Annotated in this window: 17 protein-coding genes; 5 read left to right on the top strand and 12 right to left on the bottom strand. The window is 69.0% G+C overall.

Annotated features, from left to right (window positions below):
- Positions 1-121: 121 nt before the first annotated feature.
- From V6S85_RS23975 to coxB, 12 genes are all read right to left on the bottom strand, one after another.
- Positions 122-1,789: a putative bifunctional diguanylate cyclase/phosphodiesterase gene (locus tag V6S85_RS23975; protein ID WP_116569106.1), complete on the bottom strand. Its 1,668-nt coding sequence runs from the start codon at positions 1,787-1,789 to the stop codon at positions 122-124.
- A 46-nt stretch (positions 1,790-1,835) separates the two neighbouring features.
- Positions 1,836-2,414 carry a GNAT family N-acetyltransferase gene (locus V6S85_RS23970; RefSeq protein ID WP_101716064.1) on the bottom strand — a complete coding sequence of 193 codons (579 nt, stop codon included), beginning with the start codon at positions 2,412-2,414 and terminating at the stop codon, positions 1,836-1,838.
- 38 nt (positions 2,415-2,452) lie between these two features.
- Entirely contained in the window at positions 2,453-3,727 is a 1,275-nt protein-coding gene (locus V6S85_RS23965; protein ID WP_334350515.1) for a M16 family metallopeptidase, read from the bottom strand.
- Positions 3,728-3,918: 191 nt separating this feature from the next.
- Positions 3,919-5,316 (bottom strand): threonine synthase, encoded by a 1,398-nt coding sequence (gene thrC, locus V6S85_RS23960; RefSeq protein ID WP_334350514.1) that lies wholly within the window; start codon positions 5,314-5,316, stop codon positions 3,919-3,921.
- Entirely contained in the window at positions 5,316-6,002 is a 687-nt protein-coding gene (locus tag V6S85_RS23955) for an SURF1 family protein (protein ID WP_334350513.1), read from the bottom strand. Before V6S85_RS23955 ends, thrC begins: the two co-directional genes overlap by 1 nt.
- A complete protein-coding gene (locus V6S85_RS23950; protein ID WP_334350512.1) occupies positions 5,995-6,357 on the bottom strand; it encodes a DUF983 domain-containing protein in 363 nt (120 codons plus the stop codon). Before V6S85_RS23950 ends, V6S85_RS23955 begins: the two co-directional genes overlap by 8 nt.
- 252 nt (positions 6,358-6,609) lie before the next feature.
- Positions 6,610-7,485 (bottom strand): cytochrome c oxidase subunit 3, encoded by an 876-nt coding sequence (locus V6S85_RS23945; protein WP_116569101.1) that lies wholly within the window; start codon positions 7,483-7,485, stop codon positions 6,610-6,612.
- A 76-nt stretch (positions 7,486-7,561) separates the two neighbouring features.
- Positions 7,562-8,107, bottom strand: coding sequence for a cytochrome c oxidase assembly protein (locus tag V6S85_RS23940; RefSeq protein ID WP_442885734.1), 546 nt, complete (start codon positions 8,105-8,107; stop codon positions 7,562-7,564).
- A gap of 94 nt (positions 8,108-8,201) precedes the next feature.
- A complete protein-coding gene (locus V6S85_RS23935; RefSeq protein ID WP_101714106.1) occupies positions 8,202-8,342 on the bottom strand; it encodes a hypothetical protein in 141 nt (46 codons plus the stop codon).
- A gap of 23 nt (positions 8,343-8,365) precedes the next feature.
- The gene (cyoE, locus tag V6S85_RS23930) at positions 8,366-9,406 is read right to left on the bottom strand and encodes a heme o synthase (RefSeq protein WP_116569099.1); all 1,041 of its coding nucleotides are present in this window, start codon (positions 9,404-9,406) and stop codon (positions 8,366-8,368) included.
- Between the two features lie 101 nt (positions 9,407-9,507).
- Positions 9,508-11,181 carry a cytochrome c oxidase subunit I gene (gene ctaD, locus V6S85_RS23925; protein WP_116569098.1) on the bottom strand — a complete coding sequence of 558 codons (1,674 nt, stop codon included), beginning with the start codon at positions 11,179-11,181 and terminating at the stop codon, positions 9,508-9,510.
- Positions 11,182-11,204: 23 nt separating this feature from the next.
- Positions 11,205-12,164 carry a cytochrome c oxidase subunit II gene (coxB, locus tag V6S85_RS23920; protein WP_334350510.1) on the bottom strand — a complete coding sequence of 320 codons (960 nt, stop codon included), beginning with the start codon at positions 12,162-12,164 and terminating at the stop codon, positions 11,205-11,207.
- Between the two features lie 371 nt (positions 12,165-12,535).
- Between coxB and V6S85_RS23915 the strand changes: the two genes are divergently transcribed.
- The 5 genes from V6S85_RS23915 to V6S85_RS23895 all read left to right on the top strand — a co-directional run bounded on the left by V6S85_RS23915 (position 12,536) and on the right by V6S85_RS23895 (position 18,048).
- Entirely contained in the window at positions 12,536-12,862 is a 327-nt protein-coding gene (locus V6S85_RS23915) for a PadR family transcriptional regulator (RefSeq protein ID WP_116490190.1), read from the top strand.
- Complete coding sequence (locus V6S85_RS23910) at positions 12,859-13,425, top strand: DUF1700 domain-containing protein (RefSeq protein ID WP_116563687.1); 567 nt, start codon at positions 12,859-12,861, stop codon at positions 13,423-13,425. Before V6S85_RS23915 ends, V6S85_RS23910 begins: the two co-directional genes overlap by 4 nt.
- 9 nt (positions 13,426-13,434) lie before the next feature.
- On the top strand, positions 13,435-14,232 hold the full coding sequence (locus tag V6S85_RS23905) for a GIN domain-containing protein (protein WP_116563689.1): 798 nt from the start codon (positions 13,435-13,437) through the stop codon (positions 14,230-14,232).
- 56 nt (positions 14,233-14,288) lie between these two features.
- A complete protein-coding gene (gene tldD / locus V6S85_RS23900) occupies positions 14,289-15,719 on the top strand; it encodes a metalloprotease TldD (RefSeq protein ID WP_334350509.1) in 1,431 nt (476 codons plus the stop codon).
- A gap of 304 nt (positions 15,720-16,023) precedes the next feature.
- Positions 16,024-18,048 (top strand): TonB-dependent receptor plug domain-containing protein, encoded by a 2,025-nt coding sequence (locus tag V6S85_RS23895; protein ID WP_334350508.1) that lies wholly within the window; start codon positions 16,024-16,026, stop codon positions 18,046-18,048.
- Positions 18,049-18,145: the final 97 nt, after the last annotated feature.

Below are 18,145 nucleotides of genomic sequence, written 5' to 3'. Positions count from 1 at the left end.
AGTGATGCGTAACATCGCCGCACGCGCGCGTCATCGCCCGATGGCTCCGCCTCGGGCCGTCGGGGTCCTTTTATTTCGGAATGAAACGACCGATACAACTCACGCGATTACGCGCGTGAGTTCAACCGCGAGCCTTCACCGGGGCGGCGCCATCGACATAGGCCTCGTTGAGATAGACCTCGGCCTCCTGCGGCGACAGGGCCGGCGCATAGCCGAAGCCCTGGCCGTAGTCGCAGCCGAGCTTTTGCAGCGCGTGGGCCATCTCGGCGTTCTCGACGCCCTCGGCGACGACTTCCAGGTCGAGGTCCTGGCCGAGCTTGACCACCGACCGGACGATCTTGGCCGAGCCGGCGTTGCCGCCCATGGTCCGCACGAAATAGCGGTCGATCTTCAGCGTGTCGAACGGCAGGCGCGTCAGGTACGACAGCGACGAGAAGCCGGTGCCGAAGTCGTCGAGCGCCAGGCCCGCGCCCGCTTCGCGCAGGGCCTTCAGGATCACCGCGGCCCGCTCGGGGTCGCGCATGATGTCGCTTTCGGTGACTTCCAGCTTCAGCGCGCCGCGCGGCAGGCCGTTCTCGGCCAGCACCTGGGCCACGTCGTGCACCAGGCCCGGACGGTCGATCTCGCCGGTCGACAGGTTGACGCTGACGGTCAGGGCGCCGACGGCCGGGTGGCTGCGGCGCCAGGCGGCCAGCTGCTTGCCGGCGCTGCGCATCATGTGCTCGCCGAGCTCGGCCATCAGGCCCATCTCTTCGATCAGCGGCAGGAACTCGTCGGGCGGCAGCAGGCCGCGGCGCGGGTGGATCCAGCGCGCCAGGGCCTCGAAGCCCGACAGGGCGCCGGTCGACAGCCGCACGACCGGCTGGAAATAGGGAATGATCTCGCCGCGGCCGATGGCGCCGCGCAGGTCGGCTTCCAGGGCCAGGCGCGACAGGCCGTCGGTCTCCATCGAGCGGCCGTAGGCGGCGGCCGAGCCGCGCCCGTTGGCGGAAGCGGCCTCGACGGCCAGTTCGGCGCGGCGGACCAGCTCTGCGGCCTCCGGCGCGTCCTCGCCGCCCTCGGCCGAGACGGCGCCGATGGTCAGGGTCGGGTGGATGTCGAAGCCGGCGATCCGCAAGGGCTGTTCGAGCGCAGTGCGCAGCAGCTCGGCGGGCTCGTAGCCCTTCGGCTCGCACAGCACGGCGAACTCGTCCTCGCCGATGCGGCCCAGGATCGAGCCTTCGGGGAAGGCGGCGGCCAGGCGCGAGCCCAGGGCGGCCAGGACGAGATCGGCGCGCTCGTGGCCCAGGGCCTCGTTCAGGCGGCGCAGGCGGTCGAGGTCGGCCACGACCAGCTCGTGCACGCCGTCGTGGGTCAGGCGCTCGCGGGCGCGGGCGATGAAGCTGCGACGGTCGAGCAGCCCGGTAAGCTCGTCCTTGCCCGACGCTGCGAATTTCACTTCAGGGGCGATGACGCCGGCGGCGCGCACGCCCTCCTCCAGCCACACGCCCCGCCAGATGCAGACGCCGCCGCTGCGCATGCGCAGGCGCACGACGATCTCGGCCCCGGCTTCACGGACGCGCAGCAGCTCCTCGGCCTGGGCGCGATCCTGCGGCAGGGCCAGCGCGCGGAAGGCGGCCGACGAGCATTCGGGGGCCAGCGGCGACAGGCCCAGGGCCCGGGCCGCGCCGTTGATACGCAGGCGGTCGGCCTCGGGCTCCCAGTGCCACAGCGCGACCTCGGCGGCTCCCAACGCTTCCAGCGTGGTCGTCGCGTCCCAGATGCGTCGCTCGGCTACCTTGAATGACATGCCCGTTCCCACGCCGAAAAAGCCGGCGTCACAGCCCGGGCGGTCGCTAACTGGGAGCGATCAACCCGAACAGACGATGATCTCGCCACTCGCCGTTAATTTTGAGATAAGCGCGGGCGTATCCCTCCTCGGAAAACCCGCAGCGCGACAACAGGTCCGCCGAGCGCGCGTTGTGCGGCATGCACGCCGCCTCCAGGCGGTGAAGGCCCAGCGGTCCGAAGGCGAAGTCGATCACCGCCTTCACCGCCTCGGTCGTATAGCCCTGCCCCGCATGGGCCTGGCCGCTCCAGTAGCCCAGCACGCCGGTCTGCGAGACGCCGCGACGGATATTGAACAGACGCACGCCGCCGACGATGGCGTCGTCGTCCTTGCGGAACACGAAGAACGGAAAGGCCTCGCCCGCCTCCAGCTCGCGGGCGTAGGCGGCCAGGCGCTGGCGGAAGGCCGTGCGGGTCAGGTCGTCGGCCGGCCAGCTGGGCTCCCAGGGCGTCAGGTAGCCGCGCGAGGCCGCCCGCAGCTGCGCCCACGGCTTGTGGTCGGCCAGCCGCGGCAGGCGCAGATAGACCCGCTCGGCGTCGATGCGCGGACCATGGTCGATGCGGAACAGGCGGAGGATGGCGGACAAGCAGGAGGTCTCAGATCTCGAAGCCGCACCATCGCGGCTTATCGGCCGCCGAACAACGTCCGTCGGAAGATTTCGCCGGCCGGAAGCGCGGTCTTGGCGCCCAGCACGGCGGTGGCCGCCCGCGCCGGGTCGAGCATGCGCCGGCCCAGGCGGGTGATGTCTTCGGCGGTGACCGCGTCGACCCCGGCCGCCAGCTCGGCCGGCGGGAACAGCTTGCCGAAGGTCAGGGCCTGGCCGGCGTTCTGCTCGGCGCGGGCCAGCGGCTGCTCGCGGGCCATGAACATGTGCGCCTTCAGCTGGGCCTTGCAGCGGGCCAGCTCGGCCGGTTCGATCCGCTCGACCAGGGCCAGCACCTGCTCGGCGCAGACCTTGGCGGTCTCGGCCGCGTCCTTGGCCGCGCAGCCGACATAGATGCCAAGCCCGCCGATGTCGGCATAGGTGTCGGCATAGGCGTCGATGTTGTAGGCGAGCCCCCGCTTCTCACGGGCTTCCTGGAACAGCCGCGACGACATCCCGCCGCCCAGGGCCTCGGCGAAGACCCGCAGGGCGAAATAGTCGTCGTCGCGCGAGCCGGCGGCCGGCAGCATCAGAACAAGGTGGGCCTGCTCCAGCTTGCGGGTCTCGGCGAAACTGGAACCGACGAACGGCGCCGGGTCGGGAATGGCCACGCCGGGCGTCGCCGGAAGGTCGCCGAACGCCTTTTCCGCCAGGGCCAGGATCTCGGCCTCGTTCACCGCGCCGGTGGCGCTGACCACCAGCCGGTCGGCGGCGTAGAGCGCCGCGCGCCACTCGGCCAGGGCCTCGGGGGTGGCGGCCTCGACGCTGTCGACCGTGCCCAGGATCGGCCGGCCGACCGGATGGTCGCCCCAGGCGCCCTTCTGCAGCAGGTCGAAGACGTAGTCGTCGGGGGCGTCGGCGGCCTCGGCGATCTCCTGGGCCACCACCTGTTTCTCGCGGGCCAGGTCGCAGGCGTCGAGCGTGGGGCGGCGCACCAGGTCGGCGATCACCGCCATGGCGAGCGGCGCGCCGCCCTTCAGGGCCCGCACCTGGAAGCTGGTGCGCTCATAGCCGGTGGCGGCGTTGATCGAGCCGCCCTCGGCCTCGATCACCTCGACGATGTCGCGCGCGCTGCGCCCGCCCGCGCCCTTGAACACCATGTGCTCGAGCAGGTGCGACCAGCCCGATCGCGCCGGATCCTCATAGCCCGCGCCGCGGCCGGCGACGACGGAGAGGGCCAGGGTCTCGAGGCCGGGCATGGGGTCGCAGACGACGCGGACGCCATTGTTCAGGGTATGCAGGGTCGGAAGGCTCATTTCCCTCCGTGTAGCCGCCTAAGCGCCCGAAAGCGACCCGCAGGCTTGCGACGCAGGCGCTCTTCTTCCGTAAAATCCCCGCGAAAGCGGGGACCCAGGTGTTTTATCGTCGAGAGCCCGGCCTTTCAGAAAAAGCCTGGGTCCCCGCTTTCGCGGGGATTTTACGGGTTTGGGGGCTCCGAAAAGGAATCCTACCGCCCCGCGAACGCCCGCACGTGGGCCTTCACGGCGGCCGAGTCGGCCGGCAGGCGGTCGAAGCGTTCGGGCTTGGCGGACAGGTCCGGCGCGCCGCGCGGCACGCCCTGGACGACGCCGGTGGCGGCCAGCACGGCCTCGGGGAACTTGGCCGGGTGAGCGGTCGACAGCACCACGACCGGGGTCGTGGGATCCTCCAGACGCAGGCGCGCCGCGGCGGCCAGGCCGACGGCGGTGTGCGGATCGACCACCTCGCCGGTCTCGTTAAGGGTGGAGAGCATGGTCTTGGCGGTGTCAGCCTCGCTGACCGAGGCGCCGGCGAACAGTTCGCGCATCATCGCGTGGGCGCTGGGCGGGATGTCGAGCGAGCCGGTGGTGGCGAAGCCTCGGAAGGCTCGGCCGGTCTCGACGCCGTCGCGGCGCACGGCCTCGAAATAGAGCCGCTCGAAATTGGAGGCGACCTGGATGTCCATGGCCGGGCTCTGGGTGGCGGCCACCGCGCCGCGCGCGTAGCGGCCGTCCTCGAAGGCGCGGGCGAGAATGTCATTGCTGTTGGTGGCGGCCACGACCTTGGCGATCGGCAGGCCCAGCTGCTTGGCGACGAAGGCGGCGTAGGCGTCGCCGAAGTTGCCGGTCGGCACGACGAAGGCCACTTCGCGGGCCGGCGCGCCCAGGCTGACGGCGGCGGTGAAGTAATAGACGCTCTGGGCGGCGATCCGCGCCCAGTTGATCGAGTTGACGCCCGACAGGTCCACCGCGTGGCGGAACTGGTCGTCCTGGAAGGCCTGCTTGACGATGGCCTGGCAGTCGTCGAACGAGCCCTGCACCGAAACGCACGACACGTTGGCGTCTTCCGCCGTGGTCATGAACCGGCGCTGGACCTCGCTGATCCGGCCCTCAGGGAAGAGCGCGACGATGCGGGCGTTGCTGCGGCCGCGGAAGGCCTCGACGGCCGCGCCGCCGGTGTCGCCCGAGGTGGCGCAGATGATGGTCATGGTCCGCGACTGGCGCGACAGCACGTAGTCGTAGAGCCGGCCCAGGAGCTGCATGGCCACGTCCTTGAAGGCCAGGGTCGGGCCGTGGAACAGCTCCAGCAGGTAGCGGTTGGCGGCCAGCTGCTTCAGCGGCGTCACCGCCGCGTGGGTGAAGCTGGCATAGGCCTCGTCGCACATCTGGGCCAGGTCGTCGGCCGGGATGTCGTCACCGACGAACTTGCCGAGCACCGCGGCGGCGACCTGCGCGTAGGTCTTGCCGGCGAAGGCGGCGATCTCGTCGGACGTGAAGGCCGGCCAGGCCTCGGGCACGTACAGGCCGCCGTCGGGGGCCAGGCCCGCGAGCACCGCGTCCAGGAAACCGATCGAAGGGGACTCGCCCCGGGTCGAGACGTAACGCATCAGGGCCTCATCCTACGCCAGAGCATGGCGGCATAGATAAAGAGCAGGGTGACAGCAAGACCAAACCACGTAAGCGCGTATTCCAGGTGCCGATTGGAAATTTCTACCGGCAGCGGCGCGGGGGTGACGCCGGCGACGGCGGGCGTGGCGGTCTCGACCATCAGGATGTGGGAGGCGGGCCGGTCGGCGGCGAAGGCGGCCAGGGCCTTGCCGCGATCGCCGCCCAGGGCCTCGGGGGCCATCAGCACGCCGACGGCGCGGGCGGGCGCGGCGAAGGTCCGGGGCGCGGGCTGGATCTGGCCGGTCAGGGCGTCGACGAGGCCCAGATCCAGCAGCACCACGCCGTGCGCCTGTCCAGCCAGGCGGCAGGCGGCCATGGCCCGCCAGACCATGTCGCCGTCGCGTACGCCGTACACCAGCGGCAGCGGCGCGGTCGATCCCGGCGCGCAGTCGGCGGCCACGCGCACGAAGTCGACGTCCTCGCCACGGTCGGCGCGGACCAGGACCTCGGCCAGCGGGGTGGCCGGCGCGGTCTTCAGCGTCTCGATCCGCGCCAGCAGGTCTTCCTTCCAGGCCAGGCGCTGCATCTGCCAGGTTCCCAGGCCGCACAGAATGGCGAAGGCGATCAGGGTCGCGATCGTCAGGACGATCGGAAAGCGGGCCTTGGACTTTGCCGTCTCAGACATCGTCGCGCCCCGCTTCGGAGGCCTTGTTGGCGATCTGGGCGGCGACCATCAGGCCCTTGGCCGGCCGCATCAGCACGAGGCACGCCAGCAGGGTCAGCGGCAGCCAGACCAGCAGCAGCAGCCACACCGGCCAGTTCCAGGCGAACATCGAGAACAGCGCCCCGAACGCGCACAGCGCGCCGGCGATCAGGATGACGAAGGTCGCAGCCCCATCGCCGCTCTCGAGCTTGGAGAGATCGTAGCCGCAGGCCTCGCAGCGCGGCGCCACCTTGAGGAAACCCTCGAACAGGAAGCCCTCGCCGCAGACGGGGCAGCGCCCGGTCGCGCCGGCGGCGTAGGGGTTGGTCTTGGGCATGCGTGCTGCACCGTCCGACAAATTCGCCGCCTCTCCTTATCGCCTTCCTCGCCCCTGTGGCGAGGATCCATGCATCGGCTCGCAAGGCGTTGATCGACCTGCACGACCTGAGCGGCGGAACGATGGGCCCTGGGCACGAGGCCCAGGGAAGCGACTTTGCTGTGCACGGAACAAGAGTTCGACCCCGCTCCGCTGAAACGAAAAAGGCCCGGAGCGCGATCGGCGCTCCGGGCCCTTCGATAGTCCGTGAGCCTAGTGCGCCGAGGCGCCGAAGATCACGTAGATGAAGGCGAACAGGAACAGCCAGACCACGTCGACGAAGTGCCAGTACCAGGCGGCCGCTTCGAAGCCGAAGTGCTGCTTGGGCGTGAAGGCGCCGTTCATCAGGCGGATCAGGCAGACGATCAGGAACAGCGTGCCCACGAAGACGTGGAAGCCGTGGAAGCCGGTGGCCAGGAAGAAGGTCGAGCCGTAGAGGCCCGAATTGGCGGCGGCTTCGTTGTAGAACAGGTTCTCGTGGTTGATGTGGGCGTATTCGTAGACCTGGATGCAGGTGAACAGCGCGCCCAGCAGGATGGTCAGGATCAGGCCCCACTTGGCGCCCTTGCGGTCGCCTTGCTGCAGGGCGTGGTGCGACCAGGTGATGGTCGTGCCCGACAGCAGCAGGGTCAGGGTGTTGACCAGCGGCAGGTGCCAGGGCGAGACGGTCTCGACGCCGGCCGGCGGCCAGGCGGCCCAGGCGGTGCGGACTTCCTCGATGCTGGAGAAGGTGCGGTGGCCGTGGAACAGGGCCATCTCGAAGAAGATCCAGAACCACGCCACGAAGAACATCACTTCCGAGGCGATGAACAGCACCATGCCGTAGCGCAGGCCGATCGAGACGACGGGGGTGTGGTCGCCGGCGTTGGCTTCCTTGATGACGTCGCGCCACCAGCCGAACATCGTGTAGAGCACGCCGGCCAGGCCGGCGGCGAACAGCCACCACTGGCCCTTCTCGATGCCGAACACGCCGCCCTTGATCCAGGCGATCAGGCCGATGGCCATGACGGTGGCCGCCATCGAGCCGACGAACGGCCACGGGCTAGGCGGCAGGATATGGTAGTCGTGTTTGACGGCGCCGTGGGCCATGTGTTGCGAACCCTCTGATTATTTGAAGTACGCGTCGCGTAGGTCCCCCAAGGCCCGCGCACTCCCTTGTGGATTGCTATAGTCCCTTGGACGGTGTTCCGCCAAGTGGTTGAACGATGCGCGGCGTCGCGTCGGCCGACTTGCCGCCGTTCTCGCCCTCCACCGCCGGGAAGAAGGTGTAGGACAGGGTGATCTCGGACTTGCCCTTGGTCTCCGGATCCTCGGCGAAACGGGGATCGACGAAGTAGACGACCGGGAACTCGACGGTCTGGCCCGGCTCGATCGTCTGGTTCGAGAAGCAGAAGCACTCGATCTTCTGGAAGTAGGCCCCGGCCTGCTCGGGCACGACGTTGTAGATCGCCCGGCCCGTCTGGGGCTTGTCGCTGTTGTTGGTGACCTTGAAGAACGCCAGACCCGACGCGCCCAGCTTGATGTCCTGGCTGACCTGCTCGGTGGTGAAGGTCCAGGGCAGATTGCGGATATTGGCGTCGAAGCGGACGACGACGCTGCGGTCCAGCACCTTGCTCGGGGCGGCCTCGGCGCGGCGCACCGTGCCGTCGAAGCCGGTGACCTGGCAGAACAGCTTGTAGAGCGGCACCGAGGCGTAGGCCGCGCCCACCATGCCGGCGAAGGCGCCGACGCAGATCAGCGCCACGCGCTTGTTGCGACGGCCTTGCGGGTCGCTCGCCTTGCCGGCCTTGGTCGCCGGCCTGGGATCAGAACCGGTTTCCGACATTGGCGCCGAGCCTCACCAGGGTGACCACGAAGACCAGGGCGACGAAGGCCACCAGGCCCAGCGCCAGGGCGATGTTGCGGCCGTTGCGGGCCTTGAGCGCCTGGTCGGCGTCGGGCTTCACGGAAACGGTCTTCTTCGGATCGGTCAAAGCGGAAGCTCCAGGGCCCGGATCCCGATCATGGCCTCGGCCAGGAGCGCGGCGAACAGGGCGAACAGGTACAGGATCGAGAAGGCGAACAGATTGCGGGCGTCCTTGGCCCCGCCCACCGGCGGCGGGCGCTTGCCCGGCTCGGTCGCTTCGGCGGCGGGGGCGTCGGCCACCTCGTAGAGGGCGCGGTCGGCCACGCGCGGGTCGGCCGCGTCGCCGGCGTCGCTGCGGAACACCCGCCAGGCCAGGATCAGGAAGACGAGACCGCCCAGGGCCGAGACGGCCAGGTACAGCGGACCGCCCAGGCCCGTGGCGGCCGGCGCCAGGCAGACGGGGATGAAGACCAGGCTGTAGAGCAGGATCTGCTTGCGGGTCTCCTTGGCGCCCTTGACCACCGGCAGCATCGGCACGCCGGCCTTGGCGTAGTCGGTGCTGATATAGAGCGACAGGGCCCAGAAGTGCGGCGGGGTCCACAGGAAGATGATCAGCACCATCAGCCAGGCGTTCAGCGGCGCCGAGCCGCTGGCGGCCGCCCAGCCGATGGCCGGCGGCAGCGCGCCGGCCAGGCCGCCGATGACGATGTTCTGGGCCGTCCAGCGCTTGAGCCACATGGTGTAGACCACCGCGTAGAAAACGATGGTGAAGGCCAAGAGGCCCGCGGCCAGCCAGTTGATGGCCATGCCCATCAGCAGGACCGACAGCAGGGAAAGGACGACGCCGAGGGTGGCGGCTTCCGAGCCCTCGACCAGGCCGGCCGGCACCGGGCGGCCGCGGGTGCGGCGCATCTTGGCGTCGATGTCGGCGTCGTACCACATGTTCAGGGCGCCCGAGGCCCCCGCGCCCACGGCGATGCACAGCACCGCCACCGCGCCCAGCAGCGGGTGGATGTGGGTGCGGGCGGCCACCAGGCCGGTCGCGGCCGTGAACACCACCAGCGACATCACGCGCGGCTTGAGGAGCTGGAAGTAGTCCTGCCAGCGCGCCGCGCGAACCGTGTCGGCGGGCGTGTCGGGCGAGAGGACGGCGGGCTTGGCCATGGGAATCTTGGTCTTCGAACGAGGTCTTGATGGGCGAAGGGCGCGGGCCGGGCTGCCGCCCGATCCGCGCCCCCGCGCTTATACTGCTATCTTACCAGAGATCAGTGGTGATCGTCGGCCTTGATGACCGGCGGCTCGCTGAACTGGTGGAACGGCGGCGGCGAGGACAGGGTCCATTCCAGCGTGGTGGCGCCTTCGCCCCACGGGTTGGCCTCGGCCTTGCGGCGACGGATGGCGGCTTCCAGCAGCACGATCAGGAAGACGCCGACGCCGACGACGGTGATCATGTAGCCCACCGACGAGACGTAGTTCCACTTCGCGAAGGCGTCCGGATAGTCGACGTAGCGACGCGGCATGCCGTCCAGGCCCAGGAAGTGCTGCGGGAAGAACACCAGGTTCACGCCCACGAACATGATCCAGAAGTGCAGGGCGCCGAGGAACTCGTTGTACTTCACGCCCCACATCTTCTCGAACCAGTAGTAGAAGCCCGCGAAGATGGCGAAGACGGCGCCCAGCGACAGCACGTAGTGGAAGTGGGCCACCACGTAGTAGGTGTCGTGCAGGCTGTAGTCGATGCCGGCGTTCGACAGGACGACGCCGGTGACGCCGCCGACCGTGAACAGGAAGATGAAGCCGATCGCCCACAGCATGGGCGTCTTGAAGCTGATCGAACCGCCCCACATCGTGGCGATCCAGCTGAAGATCTTCACGCCCGTCGGGACGGCGATGATCATCGTCGCGGCCACGAAGTAGGCGCGCAGGTTGATGGGCATGCCGACCGTGTACATGTGGTGGGCCCACACGACGAAGCCGACGAAGCCGATGGCGACCATGGCGTAGGCCATGGCGAGGTAGCCGAAGACCGGCTTCTTCGAGAAGGTCGAGACGATGTGGCTGATGATGCCGAACCCCGGCAGGATCAGGATGTACACTTCCGGGTGACCGAAGAACCAGAACAGGTGCTGGAACATCACCGGGTCGCCGCCGGCGGCGGGATCGAAGAAGTGGGTGCCGAAGTTGCGGTCGGTCAGCAGCATGGTGATGGCGCCGGCCAGCACGGGCAGCGACAGCAGCAGCAGGAAGGCGGTGATCAGCACCGACCAGGCGAACAGCGGCATGCGGTGCAGGGTCATGCCCGGCGCGCGCATGTTGAAGATCGTGGTGATGAAGTTGATCGCGCCCAGGATCGACGAAGCGCCGGCCAGGTGGAGCGACAGGATCGCCAGGTCCATGGCCGGGCCGGTGTGGCCCGAAGTCGACAGCGGCGGATAGATCGTCCAGCCGCCGCCGAAGCCGTGGCCCGGGCCGCCGTCGACGAACATCGAGGTGCACAGCAGGATCCAGGCGGCGACCAGCAGCCAGAACGAGATGTTGTTCATCCGCGGGAAGGCCATGTCCGGCGCGCCGATCATGATCGGGACGAACCAGTTGCCGAAGCCGCCGATCATGGCGGGCATGACCATGAAGAAGATCATGATCAGGGCGTGGGCGGTGACCACGGCGTTGTAGCCGTGCTTGCCCTTGAATACGCCCCACTCGGCCAGCAGGCCGGTCTCGGAGAAGATCTGGATGCCCGGGTGCATCAGCTCCCAGCGGATCAGGCCCGACAGGGCCCCGCCGACGATGCCCGCCATGATGGCGAACAGGATGTAGAGCGTGCCGATGTCCTTGTGGTTCGTCGAGAAGAACCAGCGCTGGAAGAAGGGCGGCTTTTCGTCGGCGTGCCCAGCGTCGTGGGGGCCGTCGTGGTGATCGATGTCAGCGGCGTGAGCCATCGGACTGATATCCTAAAGCGTTCTTAGGCCGCCGGCGCGGCGGCGGGGGCCGCGGCCGGAGCGGAAGCGGGAGCGGCCGGAGCGGCGGCGGGCGTGGCGGCCGGAGCCGCGCCAGGCGCGGCCGGGGCGGCCTCGGCGGTCGCCGGGGCGGCGGGTGCCTCGGCGGGAGCCTTGGACTTCACCCACGCGTCGAACTCGGCCTGCGTGACGACCTTGATCTCGATCGGCATGAAGGCGTGGTCGATGCCGCAGAGCTCCGAGCACTGGCCGTAATAGGTGCCCACCTTCTCGGCCTTGAACCAGGTTTCGTTCAGGCGGCCCGGAATGGCGTCGGTCTTCAGGCCGAACGCCGGCAGGGCGAAGGCGTGGATCACGTCGGCGGCGGTGACCTGCACGCGCACCACCTGGTTGACCGGCACGACCAGCGCGTTGTCGGCGGCCAGGCGATAGACGCTGTGCGGCAGGCCCTTGGCCGCCACTTCTTCCTCGCTCAGCACCTTGGAGATGATCTCCGGCACCTTCTGGTCCGGATACTCGTAGCCCCAGTACCACTGATAGCCCGTGGCCTTCACAGTCATGTAGGGCTTGGGCATGTCGTTGTACTTGAACAACAGCCGGAACGAGAAGATGGCGATGATCATCAGGATCAGCACCGGCACGATCGTCCAGATGATCTCGATCGTGGTGTTGTGGCTGAACTTGGCCGGAACCGGGTTCGCCTTCTTGTTGTAGCGGATCGCGATCCAGACCAGCAGGCCCAGGACCAGCAGGGTGATCGCCGTGATGATCGGCATCAGAACCCAGTCGTGGAACCAGATGGCGTCGTGCTTGAGCACGGACGCCGCCGGCTGGAGGGCGATGCCCCCCGGCGTTGGCTGACCCAATAGATCGTCGGCGAAGGCATGCCCCGCGAGCGTCGTCATGACGGCGGCGGCTGCAAAGCCCAACCCTTTCCGTCCCATCCCCTGAACTTGTGCCTTCATTTCCCTCTCGGCCCGTTACGGCGGCGACCGGCTGTTACTCAGCCGTGTCTCCGCGCCGACATGCACAATACGACCGGTTACGCGGACTTATGCAATCGACTTGAAACGGTCGAAAGCACTCCCCCCACGGCGCCGGCCGGTCGCAGGCGTGCTTACGCGCTTCAATCCCTGTTGCCAAGCACCCGAAACCACACGTTGGGCAGGGGAATCACGTCAGTTGCGAAGCATTCTCAATAACTTCGCTGATTTCATCCACACGACCGACAGGCGAATCACGCCGATCCTCGAACATTGATAACTTGTAATAACAGCTACCTTGCATCACACACTACCTGGCCGTACAAGGTTCTCACCAACAGGAAACGAGAGCCGTGCCTGAAGCCATCGAAACCCAACTGAAGAAAGGCGTGCTGGCGCTGTGCGTTCTGGCCCTGCTGTCGAAGGCCGACAGCTACGCCTACGAGATCGCCAGCCAGCTGGCCAAGGACATCGACATGGGAGAGGGGACGATCTACCCGCTGATGCGGCGATTGCAGTCCGACGGCCTGGTCGAGACCTATCTGGTCGAGTCGACCAGCGGCCCGCCCCGCAAATATTACCGCCTCACCGCCGCCGGCCGCGACAGCTTCGCCGCCCAGAAGAGCGAATGGGAAGCCTTCGCCAAGGCCGTGAACGACATCCTGGGAGCCGCCGCATGACCCGCGCCGAATTCGTCACCCGCCTGAAACGCGGCCTGGCCGGTTTGCCGGCCACCACCATCGCCGACGCCGCGGCCGACTACGAGGCCCACTTCGACGACGCCATCGCCGCCGGCCGCACCGAGGCCGAGACGGCCGCGGCCCTGGGCGATCCCGACCGCCTGGCCCGCGAGCTGCGCGCCGAAGCGGGCTTGAAGCGCTGGGAAGAGACCAAGAACCCGTCGGCCGCCGCCGGCGCCGTGTTCGCGGTGCTGGGCCTGGGCGCCATCGACATCCTGATCCTGCTGCCCATCCTGATGGGCGTGATCGGGGCGCTGTTCGGCTTCTTCATGGCCGGGATCGGCATCTTCATCGCCGGCGGCTTCGTGTTCTCGGCCGGGCCGTTCATGGACCCGCCGGGCGGCCCCGCCTTCGCCATCCTCGGCGGCATCGGCCTGATGGCCGCGGCCACCGCGCTCAGCGCCGTCACCGGCCTGGTCACCGTGGGCCTGGTCAACCTGCTGGTCTGGTACGGCCGGCTCCACTACCGGCTGCTGAAGCCGGCCATCGAACCGCAAGCCTGAGGCCTGGCCATGATCCGCAACCTCACCATCATCGCCGTCGCCAGCTTCGTCCTGGCCGTGGCGTGCCTCGGAACCGCCTTCGCCATCGGCGGCCGCGACCTGGTCAAGCAGGGCGGCTGGAGCTTCCCGGCCAACATCCACATCGAGGACGACGACGGCCGCGTCACCATCCGCCGCAACGGCGACGTGACGATCGAGGACCACGGCCCCAACACCAGCCGCCAGATCGCCTGGACCGGCGGCGAGGCCCTGCGCATCGACCTGCCGGCCCGGGTGATCTTCACCCAGGGCGACAAGGCTGGGATCACCGTCGAGGGGCCAGAAGGCCTGGCCCGCCGCGTGGTGCTGACTAACGACCGCCTGCACTTCGACGGCGACGGCCAGGGCCGCGGCTTCCGCTTCGACCGCCACGGCCTGCAGACCTTGGCCGACCGCGACGACCTGGTCATCCGCATCACCGCCCCGGCCGTGCGCAAGTTCACCCTCAACGGCTCGGGCGACCTCGACATCCAGTCCTACGACCAGCCGGACCTGTCGCTGACCCTCAACGGCAGCGGCGAGGCCTACGCCTCGGGCAAGACCGGCAAGGTCGACCTGAAGATCGCCGGCTCGGGCGAGGCCGAACTGACCGCCCTGGTCGTCACCGACGCCAAGGTCGCGATCGCCGGCAGCGGCGAGGCCAAGCTTGGCCCCACGGGCGAGGCGGACGTCCACATCGCCGGCAGCGGCGACGTCACCCTCACCGAGCGTCCGGCCAGCCTGTCCAGGTCGATCGCCGGTTCGGGCGACATCAACGAGAGCTGGTGAGCGATCCGGGGGCGGAGGGAGATGACGCGGGGCCTGCAAGCGCCTACCTTACAGGAATGACCGCTCCCCTCTCCGCCCCTTCCCTGCTGGACGCCGCCGGCGTCGATCCGCAACGCGCCCGCGCCATCCTCGGCGAAGCCCTGGCCGGGGCCGACGACGGCGAACTCTTCCTTGAGCGGTCCGAGAGCGAGGCCTTCGTCTTCGACGACGGCCGCCTGAAGACCGCCTCCTACGACTCGGGCGAGGGCTTCGGCCTGCGCGTGGTGGCCGGCGAGACGGCCGGCTATGCCCACGCCTCGGAGATCTCCGAGGCCGCCATCGGCCGGGCCGCCTCTTCCGCCAGCCTGGCCAAGCGCGGCTATGCCGGCGTGTCGGCCGAAGGCCCGCGCTCGACCAACGAAAAGCTATACGGCGAGGACGATCCGGTCTCCTCGCCCGCCTTCTCCGACAAGGTGTCCCTGCTCCAGGAGATCGACGCCTTCGCCCGCCAGCGCGACCCGCGCGTGGTGCAGGTGCTGGCCAGCCTGGCCGGCGAGCGCCGCGTGGTCGAGATCCTGCGCGCCGACGGCAAGCTGATCCGCGACGTGCGCCCGCTGGTGCGCCTGAATGTCCAGGTCACCGTCGAGAAGGACGGCAAGCGCGAGGCCGGCTCGTCCGGCGCCGGCGGCCGCGCCGGCTTCTCGGCCTGGATCAGCCCCGATAAGTGGCAGGGCCAGGTCGACGAGGCCCTGCGCATGGCGCTGGTGAACCTCGACGCCGTCGCCTGCCCGGCCGGCGAGATGGACGTGGTGCTGGGCCCGGGCTGGAACGGCGTGCTGCTGCACGAGGCCGTCGGCCACGGCCTGGAAGGCGACTTCAACCGCAAGGGCATCAGCGCCTTCTCGGGCCGCATCGGCGAGCGGGTGGCCGCCAAGGGCGTCACCGTCTTCGACGACGGCTCGATCCCCGGCCGCCGCGGCTCGCTGACCATCGACGACGAGGGCACGCCGACCGAGCGCACCATCCTGATCGAGGACGGCATTCTCGTCGGCTACATGCACGACCGCATGTCGGCCCGGCTGATGGGCATGCAGGCCACCGGCAACGGCCGCCGCCAGTCCTACGCCCACATGCCGATGCCGCGCATGACCAACACCGGGATGCTGGCCGGCGACCACGATCCGGCCGAGATGATCGCCTCGATGAAGAAGGGCCTCTACTGCGCCAACTTCGGCGGCGGCCAGGTCGACATCACCAACGGCAAGTTCGTCTTCCAGTGCACCGAGGCCTATCTGGTCGAGGACGGCAAGATCACCGCCCCGGTCAAGGGCGCCACCCTGATCGGCGACGGCCCCTCGGCGCTCACCCGCGTGACCATGATCGGCAACGACTTCGACTTCGATCCCGGCATCGGCGTCTGCGGCAAGGCCGGCCAGGGCGTGCCCGTGGGCGTGGGCCAGCCCAGCTTGAAGATCACCGGCCTGACGGTGGGCGGGACGAATATCTGATCGTGATCCCTCTCCCCTTGCGGGAGAGGGTGGCCTCCCGAAGGGAGGTCTGGTGAGGGGTCGAAAACCCTTTCCGCCTCGACTTGCGGCCCGACCGGGCGCGGGGGTCAGGATCTGAGAGACCCCTCATCCGTCGGCTTCGCCGACACCTTCTCCCGCAAGGGGAGAAGGACGAAAACTGGACGCTTACGTCCATTGATGTCCATTATTTAATCCACATTTCAAGCTTGTAACTTTCCCTCCCGACAGCCAAAGGCCCAGTTTGCCAGCCACGCAACTGGCGGGGGCCAGGGGACGGAAAGACATGCAGTTCGGATCGCTTTTCGCGGCCCTGGCGGCCGCCACGCCCGAGGCCGCGGCCCAGGCCCCCGTCGTCGCCCCGGCGACGGAAGGGATCACCCGCTATCCCGCCGCCTTCTTCGCCGAGCGCCAGCCTCTGTCGGCCTACGACATGGTGGTGCGCGTGCCCGGCTTCACCTTCGACGGCGGCGACAGCGTGCGCGGCTTCGGCGGCGCGGCCGGCAACGTGCTGATCGGCGGCCAGCGCCCGGCCACCAAGAGCGAGTCCCTGGAAGACGCCCTGCGCCGCATCCAGGCCAGCCAGGTCGACCGCGTCGAGATCATCGTCGGCGGCGCCCCGGGCATCGACATGCAGGGCAAGAACGTCGTCGCCAACGTCATCCTGCGCGCCGACGCCAAGGGTTCGACCCTGCTGGCGGTGGCCAGCTCGTTCCAGCAGGACGGCCGCACCACCCCGGCCATGCGTTTCGAGGGCTCGCGCCAGTACGGCGTCAACGCCTTCGACTGGTCGATCCTGACCTTCCGCTATGTCGACGACGGCGCCGGCGAGGGCCCCAAGGTCGTGCGCCTGGCCAACGGGACGGTCAGCCCCTCGTGGCTGGACGAGACCGGCGGCGGCGACGGCCTGACCGCCAAGGCCAACCTCAAGCGCCCGCTGCTGGGCGGCCGGCTGTCAGTCAACACCGTCTATGAGCGCGAGGTCTACGACTGGAGCCTGGAGGACATTCCCCCGGCCGGCGGCGACCGCCTGAAGGTCATCGACGCCGACGACCGCGAGGAGGGCGAGATCGGCATGGGCTGGGAACGCCCCCTGACCGCCAAGTCGCGCGTCGAGCTGACCGGCCTGCTGCGCCGCAAGCATGTCGACTACGCCAGCACCTTCACCGAAGCCGGCGAGGCCGGTCGCTTCACCTCGGCCCGCGACAGTGGCGAAAGCATCGCCCGCGGCGTGCTGCGCCACACCATGAGCCCGACCCTGTCGTTCGAGGGCGGCGGTGAGATCGCGGTGAACTTCCTGGAGAGCCAGATCGGCTACCTGGTCAACGGCGCGCCCCAGGTGCTGCCGGCCGCCAACGTGCGGGTCGAGGAAAAGCGCGGCGAGGCCTTCGGCGTGGCCACCTGGCGCGCCCACTCGGCCCTGACCCTGGAAGGCGCCCTGCGGCTGGAGCGCTCGACCATCTCGCAGACCGGCGACACCAACCTCGAAAAGTCGTTCACCTATCCCAAGCCCCGCCTGTCGGTCACCTGGTCGCCCAGCGCCCACGACCAGCTGCGCGGCCGTGTCGAGCGCGAGGTCGGCCAGCTGGACTTCAGCGACTTCGTCTCCTCGACCACCTTCTCCACCGGCCGCGACACCGCCGGCGGCGCCGAGCTCGTGCCCGAGCGGACCTGGGTGTTCGAGGCGGCCTGGGAGCGCAAGTTCGGCAAGGACGGCGCCGTGGTGCTGACGGCCCGCCACAAGGAGATCAGCGACGTCGCCGACCGCATCCTGGTGGTCGACAAGGCCGGCAATCTCTACGACGCCCCCGGCAACATCGGCGACGCTGCGGGCGACGAGCTGGAGCTGTCGGTGAACCTGCCGCTGGAGCGGTTCGTGCCCGGCGGCCTGCTGCGCGGCAAGGGAACCTGGACCCGCTCGGAGGTCGTCGACCCGATCACCGGCCGCAAGCGCCGGATCAGCGACCAGGAGCCCTTCGAGGGCGAGCTGCGGTTCTCGCAGGACCTGCCCAAGCGCAAGCTGCAATGGGGCGTGGAGCTGTTCTCGGGCGAGACCGAGACCTCCTACGCCTTCAACGAGGTCAGCCGCTTCGAGATCGAGCCCTGGCTGCTGGCCTATGCCGAGGTCAAGCCGCGCCAGGGGCTGTCGCTGCGGGTCGAGGCCCAGAACCTCACCGGTCGCGGCCTCAATCGCCAGCGCGAGGTGTTCGAGGGACGCGTGCGCGCGCCGGGCGACTTCGCCTATCTCGACGACCGCCGCGTCGACTTCGACCCGTTCATCTATTTCCGCCTGCGCCAGACCTGGGGCTGAGCCGGACAAGCAGACAACAAGGCCGCCGCCCGCGCCTCTCGGTCCCCAACCCCAGCGGACAGAAGCGGCCACTGCGAAAGGACCCCGGCTCGCGCCG

This window comes from Caulobacter sp. CCNWLW153 (genome assembly GCF_036889365.1).
GTDB lineage: Bacteria > Pseudomonadota > Alphaproteobacteria > Caulobacterales > Caulobacteraceae > Caulobacter > Caulobacter radicis.
Note: the sequence above shows the minus strand (reverse complement) of the source record. Positions and strands in the feature narration are given on the sequence as shown.

Bases quoted from the DNA above. Each gene is read 5' to 3' on its own strand.
- V6S85_RS23975 (WP_116569106.1), bottom strand. From the start codon at position 1,789: ATGTCATTCAAGGTAGCCGAGCGACGCATCTGGGACGCGACGACCACG.
- V6S85_RS23965 (WP_334350515.1), bottom strand. From the start codon at position 3,727: ATGAGCCTTCCGACCCTGCATACCCTGAACAATGGCGTCCGCGTCGTC.
- thrC (WP_334350514.1), bottom strand. From the start codon at position 5,316: ATGCGTTACGTCTCGACCCGGGGCGAGTCCCCTTCGATCGGTTTCCTG.
- V6S85_RS23955 (WP_334350513.1), bottom strand. From the start codon at position 6,002: ATGTCTGAGACGGCAAAGTCCAAGGCCCGCTTTCCGATCGTCCTGACG.
- V6S85_RS23950 (WP_334350512.1), bottom strand. From the start codon at position 6,357: ATGCCCAAGACCAACCCCTACGCCGCCGGCGCGACCGGGCGCTGCCCC.
- V6S85_RS23945 (WP_116569101.1), bottom strand. From the start codon at position 7,485: ATGGCCCACGGCGCCGTCAAACACGACTACCATATCCTGCCGCCTAGC.
- V6S85_RS23940 (WP_442885734.1), bottom strand. From the start codon at position 8,107: ATGGTGGGCGCGGCCTACGCCTCGGTGCCGCTCTACAAGCTGTTCTGC.
- cyoE (WP_116569099.1), bottom strand. From the start codon at position 9,406: ATGGCCAAGCCCGCCGTCCTCTCGCCCGACACGCCCGCCGACACGGTT.
- ctaD (WP_116569098.1), bottom strand. From the start codon at position 11,181: ATGGCTCACGCCGCTGACATCGATCACCACGACGGCCCCCACGACGCT.
- coxB (WP_334350510.1), bottom strand. From the start codon at position 12,164: ATGAAGGCACAAGTTCAGGGGATGGGACGGAAAGGGTTGGGCTTTGCA.
- V6S85_RS23910 (WP_116563687.1), top strand. From the start codon at position 12,859: ATGACCCGCGCCGAATTCGTCACCCGCCTGAAACGCGGCCTGGCCGGT.
- V6S85_RS23905 (WP_116563689.1), top strand. From the start codon at position 13,435: ATGATCCGCAACCTCACCATCATCGCCGTCGCCAGCTTCGTCCTGGCC.
- tldD (WP_334350509.1), top strand. From the start codon at position 14,289: ATGACCGCTCCCCTCTCCGCCCCTTCCCTGCTGGACGCCGCCGGCGTC.
- V6S85_RS23895 (WP_334350508.1), top strand. From the start codon at position 16,024: ATGCAGTTCGGATCGCTTTTCGCGGCCCTGGCGGCCGCCACGCCCGAG.